At 73.1% G+C, this 15289-nt stretch carries 15 protein-coding genes; 9 read left to right on the top strand and 6 right to left on the bottom strand.

Annotated elements, in window-relative coordinates; translation table 11 throughout:
* Positions 1-201: helix-turn-helix domain-containing protein (locus FAF44_RS45360; protein WP_237109651.1), on the bottom strand; the 201-nt coding region annotated here is incomplete at its 3' end.
* A 144-nt stretch (positions 202-345) separates the two neighbouring features.
* On the opposite strand from FAF44_RS45360, the gene FAF44_RS45355 reads away from it, so the two are divergent.
* Positions 346-1086, top strand: a complete 741-nt coding sequence (locus FAF44_RS45355) for an ABC transporter permease (protein WP_237109650.1) — start codon at positions 346-348, stop codon at positions 1084-1086.
* Between the two features lie 47 nt (positions 1087-1133).
* The gene (locus tag FAF44_RS45350) at positions 1134-1694 is read left to right on the top strand and encodes a Chromate resistance protein ChrB (RefSeq protein ID WP_237109649.1); all 561 of its coding nucleotides are present in this window, start codon (positions 1134-1136) and stop codon (positions 1692-1694) included.
* Between the two features lie 41 nt (positions 1695-1735).
* Here FAF44_RS45350 and FAF44_RS45345 read toward each other — a convergent pair whose 3' ends face one another.
* The 3 genes from FAF44_RS45345 to FAF44_RS45335 all read right to left on the bottom strand — a co-directional run bounded on the left by FAF44_RS45345 (position 1736) and on the right by FAF44_RS45335 (position 4010).
* Complete coding sequence (locus FAF44_RS45345; RefSeq protein ID WP_237109648.1) at positions 1736-1948, bottom strand: hypothetical protein; 213 nt, start codon at positions 1946-1948, stop codon at positions 1736-1738.
* Positions 1949-1950: 2 nt separating this feature from the next.
* Positions 1951-2736, bottom strand: a complete 786-nt coding sequence (locus FAF44_RS45340) for a COG4280 domain-containing protein (RefSeq protein WP_237109647.1) — start codon at positions 2734-2736, stop codon at positions 1951-1953.
* 74 nt (positions 2737-2810) lie between these two features.
* Positions 2811-4010, bottom strand: a complete 1200-nt coding sequence (locus FAF44_RS45335) for a serine hydrolase (RefSeq protein WP_237109646.1) — start codon at positions 4008-4010, stop codon at positions 2811-2813.
* Between the two features lie 116 nt (positions 4011-4126).
* On the opposite strand from FAF44_RS45335, the gene FAF44_RS45330 reads away from it, so the two are divergent.
* Complete coding sequence (locus FAF44_RS45330) at positions 4127-5197, top strand: LacI family DNA-binding transcriptional regulator (RefSeq protein WP_237109645.1); 1071 nt, start codon at positions 4127-4129, stop codon at positions 5195-5197.
* Here FAF44_RS45330 and FAF44_RS45325 read toward each other — a convergent pair.
* On the bottom strand, positions 5151-6359 hold the full coding sequence (locus FAF44_RS45325) for a serine hydrolase (protein WP_237109644.1): 1209 nt from the start codon (positions 6357-6359) through the stop codon (positions 5151-5153). The two genes, FAF44_RS45330 and FAF44_RS45325, sit on opposite strands and share 47 nt — an antisense overlap.
* 267 nt (positions 6360-6626) lie before the next feature.
* Here FAF44_RS45325 and FAF44_RS45320 point away from each other — a divergent pair, with 267 nt between their 5' ends.
* The 6 genes from FAF44_RS45320 to FAF44_RS45295 are packed head-to-tail and all read left to right on the top strand — an operon-like array spanning position 6627 to position 14939.
* The gene (locus FAF44_RS45320; protein WP_237109643.1) at positions 6627-7676 is read left to right on the top strand and encodes an ABC transporter substrate-binding protein; all 1050 of its coding nucleotides are present in this window, start codon (positions 6627-6629) and stop codon (positions 7674-7676) included.
* 5 nt (positions 7677-7681) lie between these two features.
* Positions 7682-8746, top strand: a complete 1065-nt coding sequence (locus tag FAF44_RS45315; RefSeq protein ID WP_237109642.1) for an iron ABC transporter permease — start codon at positions 7682-7684, stop codon at positions 8744-8746.
* Positions 8743-9795, top strand: coding sequence for an iron chelate uptake ABC transporter family permease subunit (locus FAF44_RS45310; protein WP_237109641.1), 1053 nt, complete (start codon positions 8743-8745; stop codon positions 9793-9795). Before FAF44_RS45315 ends, FAF44_RS45310 begins: the two co-directional genes overlap by 4 nt.
* Before the next feature lie 5 nt (positions 9796-9800).
* The gene (locus FAF44_RS45305; RefSeq protein WP_237109640.1) at positions 9801-10673 is read left to right on the top strand and encodes an ABC transporter ATP-binding protein; all 873 of its coding nucleotides are present in this window, start codon (positions 9801-9803) and stop codon (positions 10671-10673) included.
* A 7-nt stretch (positions 10674-10680) separates the two neighbouring features.
* Entirely contained in the window at positions 10681-11757 is a 1077-nt protein-coding gene (locus FAF44_RS45300) for a C45 family peptidase (protein WP_237109639.1), read from the top strand.
* Positions 11754-14939, top strand: a complete 3186-nt coding sequence (locus tag FAF44_RS45295) for an amidohydrolase family protein (protein ID WP_237109638.1) — start codon at positions 11754-11756, stop codon at positions 14937-14939. The genes FAF44_RS45300 and FAF44_RS45295 overlap by 4 nt, the downstream gene beginning before the upstream one ends.
* Before the next feature lie 20 nt (positions 14940-14959).
* On the opposite strand, the gene FAF44_RS45290 is transcribed toward FAF44_RS45295, so the two are convergent.
* On the bottom strand, positions 14960-15289 hold a 330-nt coding region (locus tag FAF44_RS45290), incomplete at its 5' end, for a hypothetical protein (protein ID WP_237109637.1).

The raw sequence follows: 15289 nt of genomic DNA, 5'->3' as shown, positions 1-15289 counted from the left end.
CGCCTGCACGAACGCCTCGGTCACCTCCCAGGAGGGCACCTGCTCGCCCGACTCGGCCTTGGACAGGGTGCTGGGCGCGTATCCGGCCCGGTCGGCCAGCCGCCGGATCGTCAATCCTCGGCCGGCCCGTAACTCCCGCAACCGCAGGGCGAAACGTTCGGCCTCGGTCGAGCCGCCGAGCGGCTTCTGTCGTCGGCCCATCGACCCTCCTGAGCGAGATCGTGCGCGACTCCTTCGATCTTCCTCGACGGGCGGCCCCGCGCAAACCGGAATCTGCCCGCGGATCGAGCCCGCGCCGCGCGGCCGGGTGTCGGGGCGCGGGTCCGTAGCGGGAAACTACCGGCTGTGCGTTCCCATTCTCTGATCTCCCTGACCCCCGTCCTGCCCGTCGCGCTGCTGGCGCTGGTCGCGCTCGGCTCCCTGGTGGCGTGGCTGGGCCACCTCGGTCACGGGCGGGCGGTGCTGACCGCCTGCCTGCGGGCCGCCGTGCAGCTCGGCGCGGTCTCCCTGCTGATCACCTGGGTGGTCACCTCGTTCCCGGCCGCGACGGGCTTCGTCCTGCTCATGTTCGCCGTCGCCGCCTTCACCGCGGGCCGCCGCATCACGCCGGGCCGGGCGGCCTGGTGGGCGGCGGTGCCGGTGGCCGCGGGCACCGCGCCGGTGCTCGCCCTGCTGGCCGGCACCGGCGTGATCTCCATGGAGGCGATCGTGCTGATCCCCGTCGCGGGCATCCTGCTGGGCGGCTGCATGACCGCCACGTCCCTGGCCGGGCGGCGGGCCGTGGACGAGCTGAGGCAGCGCAGGGGCGAGGTGGAGGCGGCGCTGTCGCTGGGCTTCCTGCCCAGGGACGCGGCGCTGGAGATCTGCCGCCCGGCCGCGAGCCAGGCGTTGGTGCCGGCGCTGGACCAGACCAGGACCGTGGGGCTGGTGACGCTGCCGGGCGCGTTCGTGGGGATGCTGCTCGGCGGGGCGAGCCCGGTCGAGGCGGGCGTCGTCCAGCTCGTGGTGCTGGTGGCGCTGCTGGCGGCGGAGGCGCTGGCGATCGTGGTCACGACGGACATGGTCGCGCGCGGGTACTTCACGTGAGCGCGGATCGATACGATCAGGTGGTCGAAGAGGCGAGGAGGCGGGCGTTGCCGGACACCGACGAGCGGGAGCCGCTCACCTGGCTGGTGCTGGCCTACCGGGTGCCCAGCGAGCCGACCAGGCTGCGGGCCGCCGTGTGGCGCAAGCTGAAGAGTCTCGGTGCGGTCTACCTGCAGAGTTCCGTGGCCGCCGCGCCGCGCACGGCACGCAGCGAGCGCACGCTGCGGGCGCTGCGCAACGAGATCGTCGAGACGATGTCCGGGCAGGCGTTCCTGATGAGCACCTCGTCCGTGATCGGCGAGGGTGACCTGGTGGCCCTCTACAACGCCGCCCGCGACGACGAGTACGAGGAGATCCTCGACAAGTGCGCCGACTTCCACGAGGGCGTCGCCAAGGAGGTGCGCGCGCGCCACTACACCTACGGTGAGCTGGAGGAGAACGAGGAGGATCTCACCAAGCTCAGGGGCTGGTACGAGAAGGTGCGGGCGCGCGACGTGCTCGGGGCCGCCCGCGGCAAGGACGTCGTCAAGGCGCTCGACGAGTGCGCGAAGACGCTGGAGGGCTTCGCCGCCTCGGTGTACCAGGCGGAGGACGACGCCGTCTCCTGACGGTCCGCGGCCGGGGCCGGGGGGGTGCCCGGCCCCGGAGGCTAGTGTCCGCGTACGTCGATCGCCAGCGCGATGGCGAAGGCCGCCATGAGGGCGACGCCGAGCACCGGCGTGAGCACGAGCGCCGGCACGCCGAACGCCAGCAGCGCCACCGTGCCGATCGCCAGGGTGACGACGACCGCCACGGCGATCTTCCAGTCGTCACCGACGATCAGGTCGTACCAGAACTGCCCGAAACCTCTGATGAATCCCATGGTCAACTCCCTGACGTGCTCGGTACGGGCGCGGGCTCGGGCCGTCTGAGCGTGCGGACCAGCAGCCGCGACAGCCCGAACCAGGCGGCGATGAGCACCAGGATGGCCAGGTCCGCGCCCGGCCAGTCGAGGCTCTGGCGGCTGTCGGTGAAGATGCCGAGCCCTTCGACGGCCCAGTAGCTGCCGAAGCCGGCGAGCAGCAGGCCGACGCCGTACTTGAGGGTGTTCTCGGGCACCTTCGACAGCGGCCCTCTGACGGCGATGCCGACGACCAGGACGAGCAGCACGCCGATGACGGCCGCGCCGATCGCCACCGGCATGTTGCCGGCGCTCAGGCCGAAGGTGATGACGATGAAGACCACCTCGACGCCTTCCAGGAAGACGCCCTTGAAGCTGATCATGAAGGAGAACCAGTCGAGGCCGCCCTGCCTGACCTCACCGGCCTTCCTGGCCGCGGCGACCTCCTCGGCGAAGATCTGGTCCTCGTCGTGCATGGCCTTGCGTCCGGAGGAGCGCAGGACGGCCTTGCGCAGCCACTGCAGGCCGAAGATCAGCAGCAGGCCGCCGATGGCGAGCTGCAGGGCCGCCTCGGGCAGCCAGGTCGCCAGGGCGTAGCCGGCGGCGGCGGTGAACGCGGCCAGAGCCACGAGGGCCGCGCCCACCCCCATCAGCGTGGAGCGCCAGCTCCGCGTCATGCCCATCGCCATGACGATCGTCAGGGCTTCCACCATCTCCACGATCGAGGCCAGCAGCACCGCCGCGCCGAGGCCCCATGCGGCCGCATCCATCGGCCCACTTCCTTCCGGTTCGTTCGCTGGAAAATATAACGGCTGTTAGTTTGCGCATATATCGAGCATTATGTCTACGGCGTATCGGCCAGTGCCCGCACGATCGACGCGCAACCGGCCACGGTGTCCCGCGCGAGGTCGTCGATCCACGGCTCGGGCCAGGAGGAGAACTTGGCGACGACGACGCCGGCCGCCTCGTCCACGTACAGGAGCTGGCCGTGGATGCCGAGTGCCAGGTAGACGCCGTCGCGGCCGGCCCGGCGCGGCCCGGCCACCCACCACTGGTTGCGGTAGTAGGCGCCGGGCACGGCCAGGTACGGCGTGCCGTGCGGCGCGAAGGCGTCCGCCTGGCCGGGATCGGGCACGAGCGTGTCGGCCACCCAGCCGTCCGGCACCACCCGCGTCCCGTCCGGGCGGGCGCCGCCGCCCAGCAGGACCTGCCCGAGCCGGGCCAGGTCGCGGACCGTGCACGAGACGCCGATGTCGGCCAGCGCGTTGCCGTTGCGGTCCACGGTGATCTCGGCGTCGTGCTCGGCACCGAGGCCCTGCCACAGGTGGCGGGAGATCAGCTCGGGCAGCCGCAGCCCGCTCGCCCGCTCGGCCAGCATGCCGAGCAGGCAGGTCAGGGTCGAGCGGTACTCGAAGTGGCCGCCGTGCGGGCGCACCTGGGTCAGCCGGGCCAGGTGGGCGCGCGAGTCCTCGTCCCGGCCCGGGGACTCGGGCAGAGGCGCGGGGGGCGCCCACAGGCAGGTGGCGTAGTAGGCGCGCTGGAGTTCGAGCGTGGTGATGTCCTCGCGGGTGCCGGTGCGCATGTCCAGCACGTGCCGCACGCTCGCGCCCGCCAGGCCGGTGCCGCGCAGCTCCGGCAGCAGGTCGCACACCTCGTCGTCCGGTGACATCGCGCCTGAGGCGATCACCGAGCCGACCGCGGTCGCGGTGATGGACTTCGACACCGACATGCACAGGTGCGGCGTCTCGGGCCGCATGCCGTTGGCGTAGTGCTCGTGCACGATCCTGCCGCGGTGCAGCACGACCAGCGCGTCGGTGGCGGTCCGCGCGGCCAGTTCGGCCACGTCGGCGTACGGGCCGGCCAGCCGCAGCCCGGCCAGGGCGGGGCCCGGCTCGAAGCCCAGCACCGGCCCCTCACCCCTGGAGATGCCCGCCGTCGGCACCAGCTCTCTGACGTGCTGGAACCCGACCACGTGGTACGGCGCCCGCAGCCAGTTGGCCAGCGTCACCGCTCCCGCGGCCCCGGACCCGTCATACTCGGTCATGGGTCTGCTCCTTCTTTGACGAAACCTTTCGGCACGGCTACAAATGGGCCTGATCCGCAGTCGAGCGGTCGCAGGACACGCCGCCCCGCGGCCCAGGACACGGATGGAGTCCGCTCATGAGCACCAGGCGCGCGCGCCCGACGATCCGCGACGTCGCGACCCAGGCGGGGGTGTCCATGACCACGGTCTCCGCCGTGGTCAACAGCAAGGGCCGGGTCGATCCGGCCACCCGCGAACGCGTCCTGACGGCCGTCTCGGAGGTCGGCTGGCGGCCCAGGCGCTCGGCCCGCGCGCTGCGCTCCGGCCAGACCGGGGTGTTCGCGATGTGCCTGCCGGTCGGCCACGTCGGCGTCGGCGACTGGCTGGTCAACGCCGAGTACGACATGGCGCTGGTGGCCGCGTGCGCCGCCGCCACCGTCGACTCCGAGCGCCAGCTCCTGGTGGCCCCGCGCCCCAAGGACGTCACCGACCTGGTGCGGCTCGACGTCGACGGCGTGATCATCGCCGATCCGCGCGAGGGCGACCAGGCGCTCACGGTGCTGAACAACGCGGGCGTGCCCGCCGTCACCATCGACCGCGACGTCCAGCGCACCGACGGCTGGTGGGTCGAGACCGACAACGAGGGCAGCACCATGCAGGTCCTCGACCACCTGGCCGAACGGGGCGCGCGGCGGATCGCGCTCGTGACCGCCGACGCGCCGTGGGCCTGGTTCGAGGACACCTCGGCCGCGTACGAGCGCTGGTGCGCCGGGCACGGCGTCAAGCCGCTGGTGCGGCTGATCGACGTGGAGCGGCCCAGGGCCACGGCGGCGGCGGGCGTGCGCGGTCTGCTGCGGCTGAAGAACCCGCCGGACGCGATCTTCGCGATCCCGTACGGCACGCCGCTGGGCGCGCTGGACGCCATCGTCGAGTCGGGCCGCTCGGTGCCCGGCGACGTGCTGCTGGCCGGCGGCATGGACGGGCAGCTCATGCAGGGCTCCTCGCCGCCCATCACGGCCGTCGACCTGCGTCCGCTGGAGATGGCCAGGGCGGCGGTGGACCTGCTGGCCCGGCGGGTGAACGGCGAGCAGGCGGCGGGCCCGGTCGTCGTCGAGACCGCGCTGCGCATCCGCGCGTCCACGGCCGGCCGCGAGACGCCGCTCACGAGCCGGGAGCCAGCGACTCGGCCAGCCGGACGCAGGCGCTGACGGTGTCCTGGGCCAGCAGCGTCGACCAGCCCTGCGGCCAGGACGAGAACTTGGCGATGACCACCTCGGCCGGCTCGTGCACCAGCAGGAGCTGGCCGTGGATGCCCAGCGCCAGGTAGACCGCGCCGCTCGGCTCCGACTCGGCCACCCACCACTGGTTGCGGTAGAAGGCCCCCTCCTCGGGCAGGTAGCGGGCGCCGTGCCGGGCGAAGGCGGCCCGCTGGCCCGGGTCGGGCAGCAGCGTGTCGGCCACCCACTCCCGGGGGATGGCCTGGATCCCGTCCACCTCGCCGTTGCGCCGCATGGCCTCGCCGAACCTGGCCAGGTCGCGCAGCGTGCAGCAGACGCCGACGTCGGCCAGGGCGTTGCGGTGTCCGTCCACGCAGATCTCGGCGTCATGCCCGGCGCCGATCGGCCCCCAGACCTCCCGGGCGATCAGTTCGGGCAGCCGGGTCCCGGTCGCGTGCTCGGCGACCCGGCCGAGCACGCAGGTCAGCATCGAGCGGTACTGGAAGTCGCCGCCGTGCGGGCGGTCGTTGACCAGGTCCGCGAAGTACGACGTCAGGTCGGTGCGCACGCCGGGGCGTGACATGGGCGCCCACAGGGTGGCCTGCATGTCGGTCGCGGCCTGCTCGGGGGTCAGCGGGGCGGTGCCGGTGCGCATGTCGAGCAGGTGCCGCACGGTGGCCCCGTCGAAGCTCGTGCCGCGCAGTTCCGGGACGTGGTCGGCGACGAGGTCTCCGGGCGCGAGCGCGCCGGCGGCGATCGCCCGGCCGACCGCGGTCGCGGTGATCGACTTGGAGATCGACATGCACAGGTGCCTGGAGGCCGGGCCCATGCCGCCGGCGTAGTGCTCGAAGACCCGGCGGCCCCGGCGCAGCACCAGGAAGCCGTCGGTGTGGGTGCGTTCGAGCAGCGCGTCGAGGGGCTCGACGCCGTCCGCGCCGCCGTCGTCGGGGTGCGAGGTGTGGCGCACCTCGTGCTCGCCCAGCGGCATGGGCTCCTCGGGCAGGTCCATGACGGGGCCGTCGCCGCGCCGGATCGCCGCCGTGGGAATGAGCTCCCGCACGTGCTGGAAGGCCCAGCGGTGGTGCGGGGGCCGCAGCCAGTCGGCCAGCGTGGCCCGGTCCGTGACGGCGGCCGGGGGGAGGTGGATGGTCACGCGTACCTCGTTCTGCCGAAGCACTGCCCCAGGCAATGCCGAATCGTTTCGGCAACCATAGACACCGGGCCTGAGCTCCGCAACGGCCTAACAAGACCGACCTGAACAGCGTGATCGTTTCCGCGGCCGGGCACCGTTGACACCGTCAATCGCCGGTGGTTGGATGTGCCGAAACGTTCAGGCAAGAACGCTTCGGCCGCCTCCGATGACCGTCTTCGCAGGTCAACGGGCTGATAGAGCCTGGACAGGCGCCGAGAGAGGAACAACATGAGCGCGCCCCCCACATCGCCTGACAGTTTCCGCCCCCGCTCCCTGCTCATCGCCCCGCTCGCCGCCCTGCTCGCCGTCGTGGTGACCGCGACCGGCTGCGGCGGGCCGGCCCAGCCCGCCGCCCCGGCCGGCTCCGCCCCGCAAGGCAAGAGCGCCTCCTTCTCCTTCACCGACGACCGCTCCGAGACGGTCACGCTGGACCGCGGGGAGCTGCGCGTCGTCGCCCAGGAGGACGCCGCCAACGCCCTGATGCACCTGGGCATCAAGCCCGTGGGCGTCTTCGGCGGCGCGCCCCTGGCGAGCAACCCGATGCTGACGGGCCTGGACCTGTCCGGCGTCGAATCCGTCGGCGAGGTCTTCGGCGAGGTGAAGATGGAGAAGCTGGCCTCGCTGAGACCGGACGTCATCGTCTCGACCTTCTACACCGGCGACGGCGTGCTCTTCCCCGGCGGCGTCTACGGCTTCCAGACCGAGAAGATGCAGAACGACGCCAAGTCGATCGCCCCGATCCTGGCCATCGACTCGACCAAGCCGTCCTCGCACGTCATCCAGCGCTTCGCCGAACTGGCCGAGGCCCTCGGCGCGGACGTGGACGGCGGCGCGGTCGGGCAGGCCCGCACCACCTGGCAGGCCGCCGTCGAGCGGCTCAAGGAGACGGCCGGCAAGCGCGCCGCCCTGCCGGTGCTGGCCGTGACGCCGGCCCAGGAGCAGGTGTACTTCGCCGTCCCCGACCTCTTCCCCGACCTGCTCGACCTCAAGGAGTGGGGGGTGAACCTGATGAAACCGTCCGGGAAGCTCGTCAGCTCCTACTACGAGGCCGTGAGCTGGGAGAACGCCGCCAAGTACCAGCCCGCCGTGGTGCTGGTCGACGCCCGCGGCTACACGCTCGGCCTCGACGCGCTGGCGAAGTACCCCACCTGGAACAGCATGAAGGCCGTCCAGGCCGGTCAGGTCGGGAGCTGGGTGCGGGTGTCGCTGAACTACACCGACTACACCAAGCAGATCCAGGATCTGACCGCCGTGCTCGACCGCGCAGAGGGCGTGTAGCCGCGATGGCGACCACCGTGCGGCGCACCCCCGCCGGCAGCCGGTCGGCCCGGCCCCGCGAGGGCCTGGTGCGCGGCCTGGGCCGCCCCGCCGGGCTGGCCGTCGCGATCGCGGTGCTGGCCGCCGTCGCCATGGCCAGCCTGGCGCTCGGCTCCCGGCACCTGCCGCTGGACGCGGTGCGCGACGCGCTGTTCCACTTCGACCCGGCCGACGAGGCCCAGACCGTGATCCGCTCCCTGCGCGCCCCGCGCACCCTGATCGGACTCATGGCCGGGCTCGCGCTCGGCCTGGCCGGGGCCGTCATGCAGGGCGTCTCCCGCAACCCGCTGGCCGACCCCGGCATCCTCGGCGTCAACGCCGGCGCCGCGCTCGCCGTGCTGATCGGCGTGCAGTTCTTCGGCGTCACCACCCTGCTCGGCTACGTGTGGTTCGCCTTCGCCGGCGCCGGGATCGCGGTGCTGGTCGTGTACGTGATCTCCAGCATCGGCAGGGACGGCGCCACGCCGGTCAAGCTGGCGCTGGCGGGCACCGCGGTCACCGCGCTGCTGGCCTCGTTCACCACGGTCGTCCAGCTTCTCGACGTCCGGACCATGGACGCCTACCGCGCCTGGGCGGTCGGCTCGCTGGCGGGCCGCGGGGCCGAGATCGCCGCGCAGGTGTGGCCGTTCGTCGTCCTGGGAGCCGTGCTCGCGCTGGCCGGCGGCCGGATGCTGAACACGCTCGCGCTCGGCGACGACATGGCCCGCTCGCTGGGCCAGAACGTCACCCGGGCCAGGGCCGTCTCCGGCGTCGCGGTGATGATCCTGGCCGGGGCCGCCACCGCGGCGGCCGGGCCGATCGTGTTCGTCGGCCTGACCGTGCCGCACATCGCCCGCGCCCTCGTCGGGCCCGACTACCGCTGGATCCTGCCGTACTGCGCCGTGCTCGCCCCCATCCTGCTGCTGCTCGCCGACGTCGTGGGCCGGCTCGTGGTGGCCCCGGCCGAGTTGCAGGTCGGGATCGTGACGGCGCTGCTCGGCGCCCCCGTCTTCGTCGCCCTCGTCCGCCGCAAGAACCTGGCCTCGCTATGACCTCCATCGCTTCACCCCACGACGCGCTGCGACAGGTGGCGCGCACGCGCTCCCGCGTGGCGGGCCGCCGGCGCGCCGTCACCGCGGGGCTGGCGCTGGCCGCCCTGGCGGCGTTCTGCCTCAGCCTGTCGGTCGGCGACTTCACCATCTCCGTGCTGCGGGTGCTGCCCGCCGTGTTCGGCTCGGGCGACGGCGGCGAGGTGTTCGTCGTGCAATCGCTGCGCCTGCCGCGGGCCTTGCTCGCCGTGCTCGTCGGCGCCGCGTTCGGCCTGTCCGGCGCGGTCTTCCAGTCGCTCGCCCGCAACCCGCTGGCCAGCCCGGACATCCTCGGCATCACCGCCGGCGGCAGCCTGACCGCCGTGATGGCGCTGACGCTGCTCGGGCTGAGCGGGCTGCCGCTGTCGCTCGCCGCGAGCGCGGGCGCGCTGCTGACCGCGCTGCTCATCTACACCTTCGCCTACCGGCGCGGACTGTCCAGCTACCGCCTGGTGCTGGTCGGCATCGGCGTGGGAGCGGTCGCGACGGCGCTGACGCAGTACTTCTGGACCCGCGCCCACACCCACGACGCCGCCTCGGTCGCGCTGTGGCTGAGCGGCAGCCTCAACGGACGCGGCTGGGAGAACATCCGGCCCGTCGCCCTGATGCTGCTGGTCCTCATCCCGGCCGCGCTGGCCCTGGGCAAGCAGCTCAACGCGCTGGAACTCGGCGACGACTCCGCCACGGCGGTCGGCGTGCCCGTCCAGCGGGCCAGGCTGCTGCTGCTGGTCGTGGCGGTGGCGCTGGCGGGGGCCGGGATCGGCGCGGCCGGTCCCGTGGCGTTCGTCGCGTTCGTCTGCGCGCCGGTCGCGCGGCGGCTGTCCCGCGCGCCCGGCCCCGCGCTGCTGCCCGCCGCGCTGACCGGGTCCGTGCTCGTGTGCGTGGCCGACCTCATCGGACGCACGGCGCTGCCGAGCACGGAGGTGTCGGTCGGCGTCGTCACCGGCGTCATCGGCGCCCCGTACCTGCTGTGGCTGCTGGCCACGACGAACAGCTCAGGACAAGGAGACTGACGGCGATGCCATCCTTCCGAGCCGACGACCTGCCGCACACGGCGGGCACCCTGGAGCCTCCCGAACGGCCGGCCCCGCCACCGGACCCGCAGCGGTTGTGCGGCCACGGGCTGCGGCTGGGCTACGACGGCGCCGACATCGTCGGCGACCTCGACATCGACATCCCGCCCGGCAAGATCACCGTGCTGGTCGGCGCGAACGCGTGCGGCAAGTCCACGACCCTGCGGGCGCTGGCCAGGCTGCTCAAGCCGCGCGGCGGGTCGGTGACGCTCGACGGCAAGGCCATCCACCAGATGCCGTCCAAGCAGCTCGCCACCAGGATCGGGATCCTGCCGCAGACGCCCACGGCCCCCGAGGGCATCACGGTGGCCGACCTCGTCTGCCGCGGACGCTACCCGCACCAGAAGTGGTTCACGCAGTGGACCGACGAGGACGAGCGGGTGGTCGCCTGGGCGCTGGAGGCCACCGGCACGGCCGGGATCGCCGGCCGGTCGGTGGACGAACTGTCCGGCGGGCAGCGCCAGCGCGTGTGGATCGCGATGGCCCTGGCGCAGGAGACCGGCATCCTCATGCTGGACGAGCCCACCACGTACCTCGACGTGCACCACCAGATCGACGTGCTGGACCTGCTGGTCCAGCTCAACCGGGAGGAGGGCAGGACCATCGCCGTCGTCCTGCACGATCTCAACCTGGCGTGCCGCTACGCCCACCACCTGATCGCCATGCGCGAGGGCCGGATCGTCGCCCAGGGCGAGCCCGGCGAGATCGTCACCGAGGAGCTGGTGGAAGCGGTGTTCGGGCTGAAGTCGAAGGTGATCCCCGACCCGGTCTCGCACACCCCCATGGTCGTGCCCATCGGCCGCCACCTCAGGTTCTGAGCCGCCGATGTCACTCAACCTGAACGTCTCCGCCGAACGTGACCCGCTGGCCCGCGGCACGGAGATCGGCACCCGCTGGCGCGCGGCCATCCACGGCACCGCCCGCGACTACGACTGGCTGTTCGACGCGGCCGGCCTCGACGGGCGCACCGTGCGCACCGTCGCCGAGCAGGGCTACGAGCTGCTGCGCGACTGGGCTCCCGACCTGGCCGACGAACTGGCGGGCGTGGCCCGCGGCGCGGGGCTGGAGCTGTGGCGGGTCGCGGCGCTCAACTGCCGTACCGAGATCCTCGTCAGGGGCCGGATCGCCGGGCTGAAGGAGTGCACGGCCGCGGCCTGGCTGCCGCCCGGCGGGCCGCCGCACGCCCTGCAGACCTGGGACTGGATCCCGTCGCTCAGCAACTTCAGCGTGCTGCGGCACACCTCGCCGGCCGGGCTGACGGTCGCCACGTTCGCCGAGAACGGCGTGCTCGGCAAGGCCGGCGTCAACAGCGCGGGCCTCGGCCTGCTGTTCACGCTGCTCTGCCACACCTCCGACGGCAGCCGGGCGGGCGTGCCCATCCACGCGGTCGCGCGGCGCGTGCTCGACACCGCCCGCACCGTGGCCGACGCCGTGCGGATCGTCCGCTCGGCGCCGCTCACCGCCTCGGCCTCGTTCACCGTGCTCACCTGGGACGGCGAGCGCGCGGACGGCGTCGTGATCGAGGCGTCGCCCGCGGGCGTGGCCGTGCTGCCGCCCGAGGACGGCTACCTGCTGCACACCAACCACTTCCTCGACCCGGCGTTCGCGCCCGGCGACCGGCTGGCCGCCATCGGCGACGACACGCTGCCCCGCATGGACGTCCTGCGCGCCCGCAGGAAGGTGCTGACCGGCGCGGACCGGACGGGGTGGGCCGAGGGGCTCGTCTGCCACTGGGAGGATGGCGCGCCGGTGTGCGCGCACCCGCGGCCCGGCGCGCCCGTGACCGACCGATGGGAGACGAAGATGCTGATCGGCTTCGACCTCGACCGCCACGTCCTGGTGCTGCACCAGGGCGGGCCGTGCGCCGTCACCGAGCACGGCTGGCTGGAGGTCGCCGTATGAGCTGGGACATCGCCGACACCGGCCAGCCGTCCAGGGAGATCGCCTTCACCACCACCGAGGGCACCTGGATGAGCGTCTCCGTCAGCCCCGACGGCGAGACGATCGTGTTCGACCTGCTCGGCAACCTGTACGCCATCCCGTCCGCGGGCGGCACGGCGACGCTGCTGCGCGGCGGGCCCGCGATGCACCGCATGCCGTGCGTCAGCCCCGACGGCCGCGAGATCCTCTACCTCAGCGACGCCGACGGCTACGACAACCTGTGGGCCTGCGGCATCGACGGCTCCGCCCCGCGGCAGCTCACGTGGGAGACCGACGCCATCCTCACCGACCCCGTCTGGGGCCCCGACGGGCGCAGCGTGATCGCGCCGGTCATCTTCCGCGCCCACCGCAAGCTGTTCTCCTCGCAGATCCGCCTGTACGAGGGCCCCGGCGCGGGACGCCTGCTGGTGGACGTCCCGTCCAGCGGGCGCGACGTGCTGGAGCCGGCGCTGTCGCCCGACGGCGCCTGGTTGTACTACAGCGAGCGCCTGGTCCACCCGAAGATCTACGTGGACGCCAACCACGCCAACTTCGCCATCCGCCGCAGGAGGCTGGAGGACGGCCGCACCGACACCGTCGTCGGCGGGTTCGGCGGCGCCATCAGGGCCGCCCTGTCCCCCGACGGCCGGCGGCTGGCCTTCATCCGGCGGGTGATGGACAAGACCGTGCTGTTCTGCCTGGACCTGGAGGAGGGCAGGCAGCGGCCGGTCCACGACGGGCTCGACCGCGACAACCAGGCGGTGTGGGAGCTGCAGGGCAACTACTACCCGAGGTTCTCCTGGTTCCCCGACAGCCGCCACGTCGCCATCTGGGCGGGCGGCGGGCTGCACCGCATCGACATGGTGAGCGGCGGGCGCACCCCGATCCCGTTCACGGCCGAGTGCCGGCACACCCTGATCGAGCCCGTACGGGTGCGCCACGACCTGGCGCCCGACCGGGTGACGGCGCGGGCGATCCGGCACCTGGCGGTCGCGCCCGGCGGGCAGGAGGTCGCCTTCACCGCGCTGGGCCGGCTGTGGCACACCACCCGGGGCAAGGACGCGGTCACGCCCGTCGGCGACCACGCCCGGCACGCCGCCGAGCCCGCCTACAGCCGCGACGGCCGCCTGCTCGCCTACGTCGAGTGGGACGACGAGCGCGGCAGCACACTGCGGCTGTGCCGCCGCGACCGCTGGGACGAGGCCGTCGCGGTGACCTCGTCCTCGGGGGTGCTGCGCCAGCCGGCCTTCTCCCCCGACGGGACGCTGCTCGCCTACCGGCTGCAGGAGCACGACCCGAACCTCGGCGGCTCTGCCGCGCGGCCGGGCCTGTACGTGGTGGACGTCCAGGGGGGCGAGCCCCGCTACCTGGGCCCCGCCGACGACGCCCCCGCCTTCTCCCCCGACGGCTCGCGCGTCTACGCCTGCGTCGTGGACTCCTCGAGCAGCGAGCCGGTCGAGGTGCTCGAAAGCGTGGGGGTGCACGGCGGCGAGCGCAGGACGCACGCCCGCACGGCCGACGCCGACACCTACGAGCTGCGGCTGAGCCCCGACCGCCGGTGGCTGGCCTTCCGGCACGGCGGCGACTACCACGTGCTCCCGTACCGGGAGACCGGCCACGAGCTGCTGGTCTCGACGGACACCCGCGAGGTGCCCTGCCACCGGCTGACCGGCGCCGGCGGGTACGCGCTGGCCTGGGCCGCGGACGGCCGCAGCGTGCACTGGGCGGTCGGCCCCGACCTGCACCTGCGCGAGAGCGGCGGGTGGGAGCTGCCGCAGGCGCCGTCGCGGATCACGCTCACCGTGGACGCGGACGTGCCGGACGGCTGCGTCGCGCTCGCCGGCGGCACGGTGATCACCATGCGCGGCGAGGAGGTGCACCGGCCGGGGACCGTCGTCGTGCGCGGCAACCGCATCGTCGCGGCCGGCCCGGCCGGCGAGGTCGAGATCCCGCCGGAGGCCACCGTCATCGACTGCTCGGGCATGACGCTGATGCCCGGCCTGGTGGACGGCCACGGCCACATCGACGGCGGCGGCGACGGCGTCACCCCGCAGAAGCAGGCGGCCAGGTACGCCGCGCTCGCCTTCGGCGTCACCACGAACTTCGACCCGTTCTCCTCCGAGCTGCCGAACTTCGAGAGCACCGAGACCACGCGGGCGGGCCTCACCGTCGGCCCCCGCTGGATCGGCACCGGCTCGGCGATCCACGGCCGCCCGCACAACGTCTTCCACCTGTACTGCCCCATCGAGACATACGACGACGCGGCCGGGGTGCTGCGCCGCAAGAAGGCGCTCGGGGCGCTCAGTGTGAAGAGCTACAAGTGGCCGGCCCGCCGCCACCGGCAGATGCTCGTCAAGGCGGCCCGGGAGGAGGGCGTCAACATCGTCGTCGAGGGCGAGACACACTTCTACAACAACATCAGCATGATCCTCGACGGCCACACCAACCTGGAGCACAACCTCCCGGTGGCCACCCTGTACGACGACGTGGTGCAGCTCATGACGCTGGCCGGGGCGTCGAACACGCCGACGCTCATCGTCGCCTTCGGCGAGCTGTTCGGCGAGAACTACATGTACCAGCGGACCGAGGTGTGGAAGGACCCGAGGGTCCGCACGTTCGTGCAGGCGTGCCTGAGCGGTTACAGCCCGCTGAACACGCCGTACGAGGCGCCGCCGTACGCCCGCGCCATGACCACGATCCACGTCGCCGACGAGCTGTACGACATCGGCGTCCTGGCCGTGTCGCGCTCGGTCAACCGGCTGGACCAGGCCGGGGTGCGGATCAACGCGGGCTCGCACGGCCAGGTCCCCGGCATGGCCATGCACTGGGAGATGGCGCTGCTGGCCGCGGGCGGCATGCCGGCGCACCGGGTGCTGCGGGCGGCCACGATCAACGTGGCCGACAGCCTCGGGGTCGGCCACCAGATCGGCTCGCTCGAACCCGGCAAGCTGGCCGACCTGATCGTGCTGCGCGACAACCCGCTGGACGACATCGCCCACTCGACGTCGGTGACCATGACGATGGTCAACGGGCGGTTGTACGACGCGTACACGATGGACGAGGTCGCGCCGCGGGCCAGGCCGAGGGGCAGGTTCCACTGGGAGACGCACGACACGCACGGCATCGACTGGTGCTCGGCGTGGGGCGGGGGGTGCTGCACCTGAGCCGGGGCGGCTCCCGCCGGTCAGTGGTGGACGGCCTCGATCATGCCGCCCAGCCGCTCGCGCAGCCCCTCCAGCAGCGCCGGCTCGGCGACGACGACCCACCGGTCGCCGACGAGGTAGGTGCCGCCGTACATCTGGGCGTTGTCGAGCCACACGCGCTTGCCCCCGTCGGTGGTGAAGGTGACCAGCGTGTAGCGTCCGCGTGATGTCTGGCAGGCGGCCTGACGCAGCTCCGCGGCGTCCACCTGCATCGACGGGCTGGCGCAGCCGGCCGTGGCGGCGATCTGCTCCATGCTCGCCCACGGCAGCGCCTGCCCGCCGGCGGGGCGGGCCTGCGGGGACGACGCGCC

The sequence above is a fragment of the Nonomuraea sp. MG754425 genome, assembly GCF_021699195.1.
In the GTDB taxonomy this organism is placed as follows: domain Bacteria; phylum Actinomycetota; class Actinomycetes; order Streptosporangiales; family Streptosporangiaceae; genus Nonomuraea.
This window is presented reverse-complemented; position numbering and strand designations above follow the sequence as displayed.

Bases quoted from the DNA above. Each gene is read 5' to 3' on its own strand.
- FAF44_RS45345 (WP_237109648.1), bottom strand. From the start codon at position 1,948: ATGGGATTCATCAGAGGTTTCGGGCAGTTCTGGTACGACCTGATCGTC.
- FAF44_RS45340 (WP_237109647.1), bottom strand. From the start codon at position 2,736: ATGGATGCGGCCGCATGGGGCCTCGGCGCGGCGGTGCTGCTGGCCTCG.
- FAF44_RS45335 (WP_237109646.1), bottom strand. From the start codon at position 4,010: ATGACCGAGTATGACGGGTCCGGGGCCGCGGGAGCGGTGACGCTGGCC.
- FAF44_RS45330 (WP_237109645.1), top strand. From the start codon at position 4,127: ATGAGCACCAGGCGCGCGCGCCCGACGATCCGCGACGTCGCGACCCAG.
- FAF44_RS45320 (WP_237109643.1), top strand. From the start codon at position 6,627: ATGAGCGCGCCCCCCACATCGCCTGACAGTTTCCGCCCCCGCTCCCTG.
- FAF44_RS45315 (WP_237109642.1), top strand. From the start codon at position 7,682: ATGGCGACCACCGTGCGGCGCACCCCCGCCGGCAGCCGGTCGGCCCGG.
- FAF44_RS45310 (WP_237109641.1), top strand. From the start codon at position 8,743: ATGACCTCCATCGCTTCACCCCACGACGCGCTGCGACAGGTGGCGCGC.
- FAF44_RS45305 (WP_237109640.1), top strand. From the start codon at position 9,801: ATGCCATCCTTCCGAGCCGACGACCTGCCGCACACGGCGGGCACCCTG.
- FAF44_RS45300 (WP_237109639.1), top strand. From the start codon at position 10,681: ATGTCACTCAACCTGAACGTCTCCGCCGAACGTGACCCGCTGGCCCGC.
- FAF44_RS45295 (WP_237109638.1), top strand. From the start codon at position 11,754: ATGAGCTGGGACATCGCCGACACCGGCCAGCCGTCCAGGGAGATCGCC.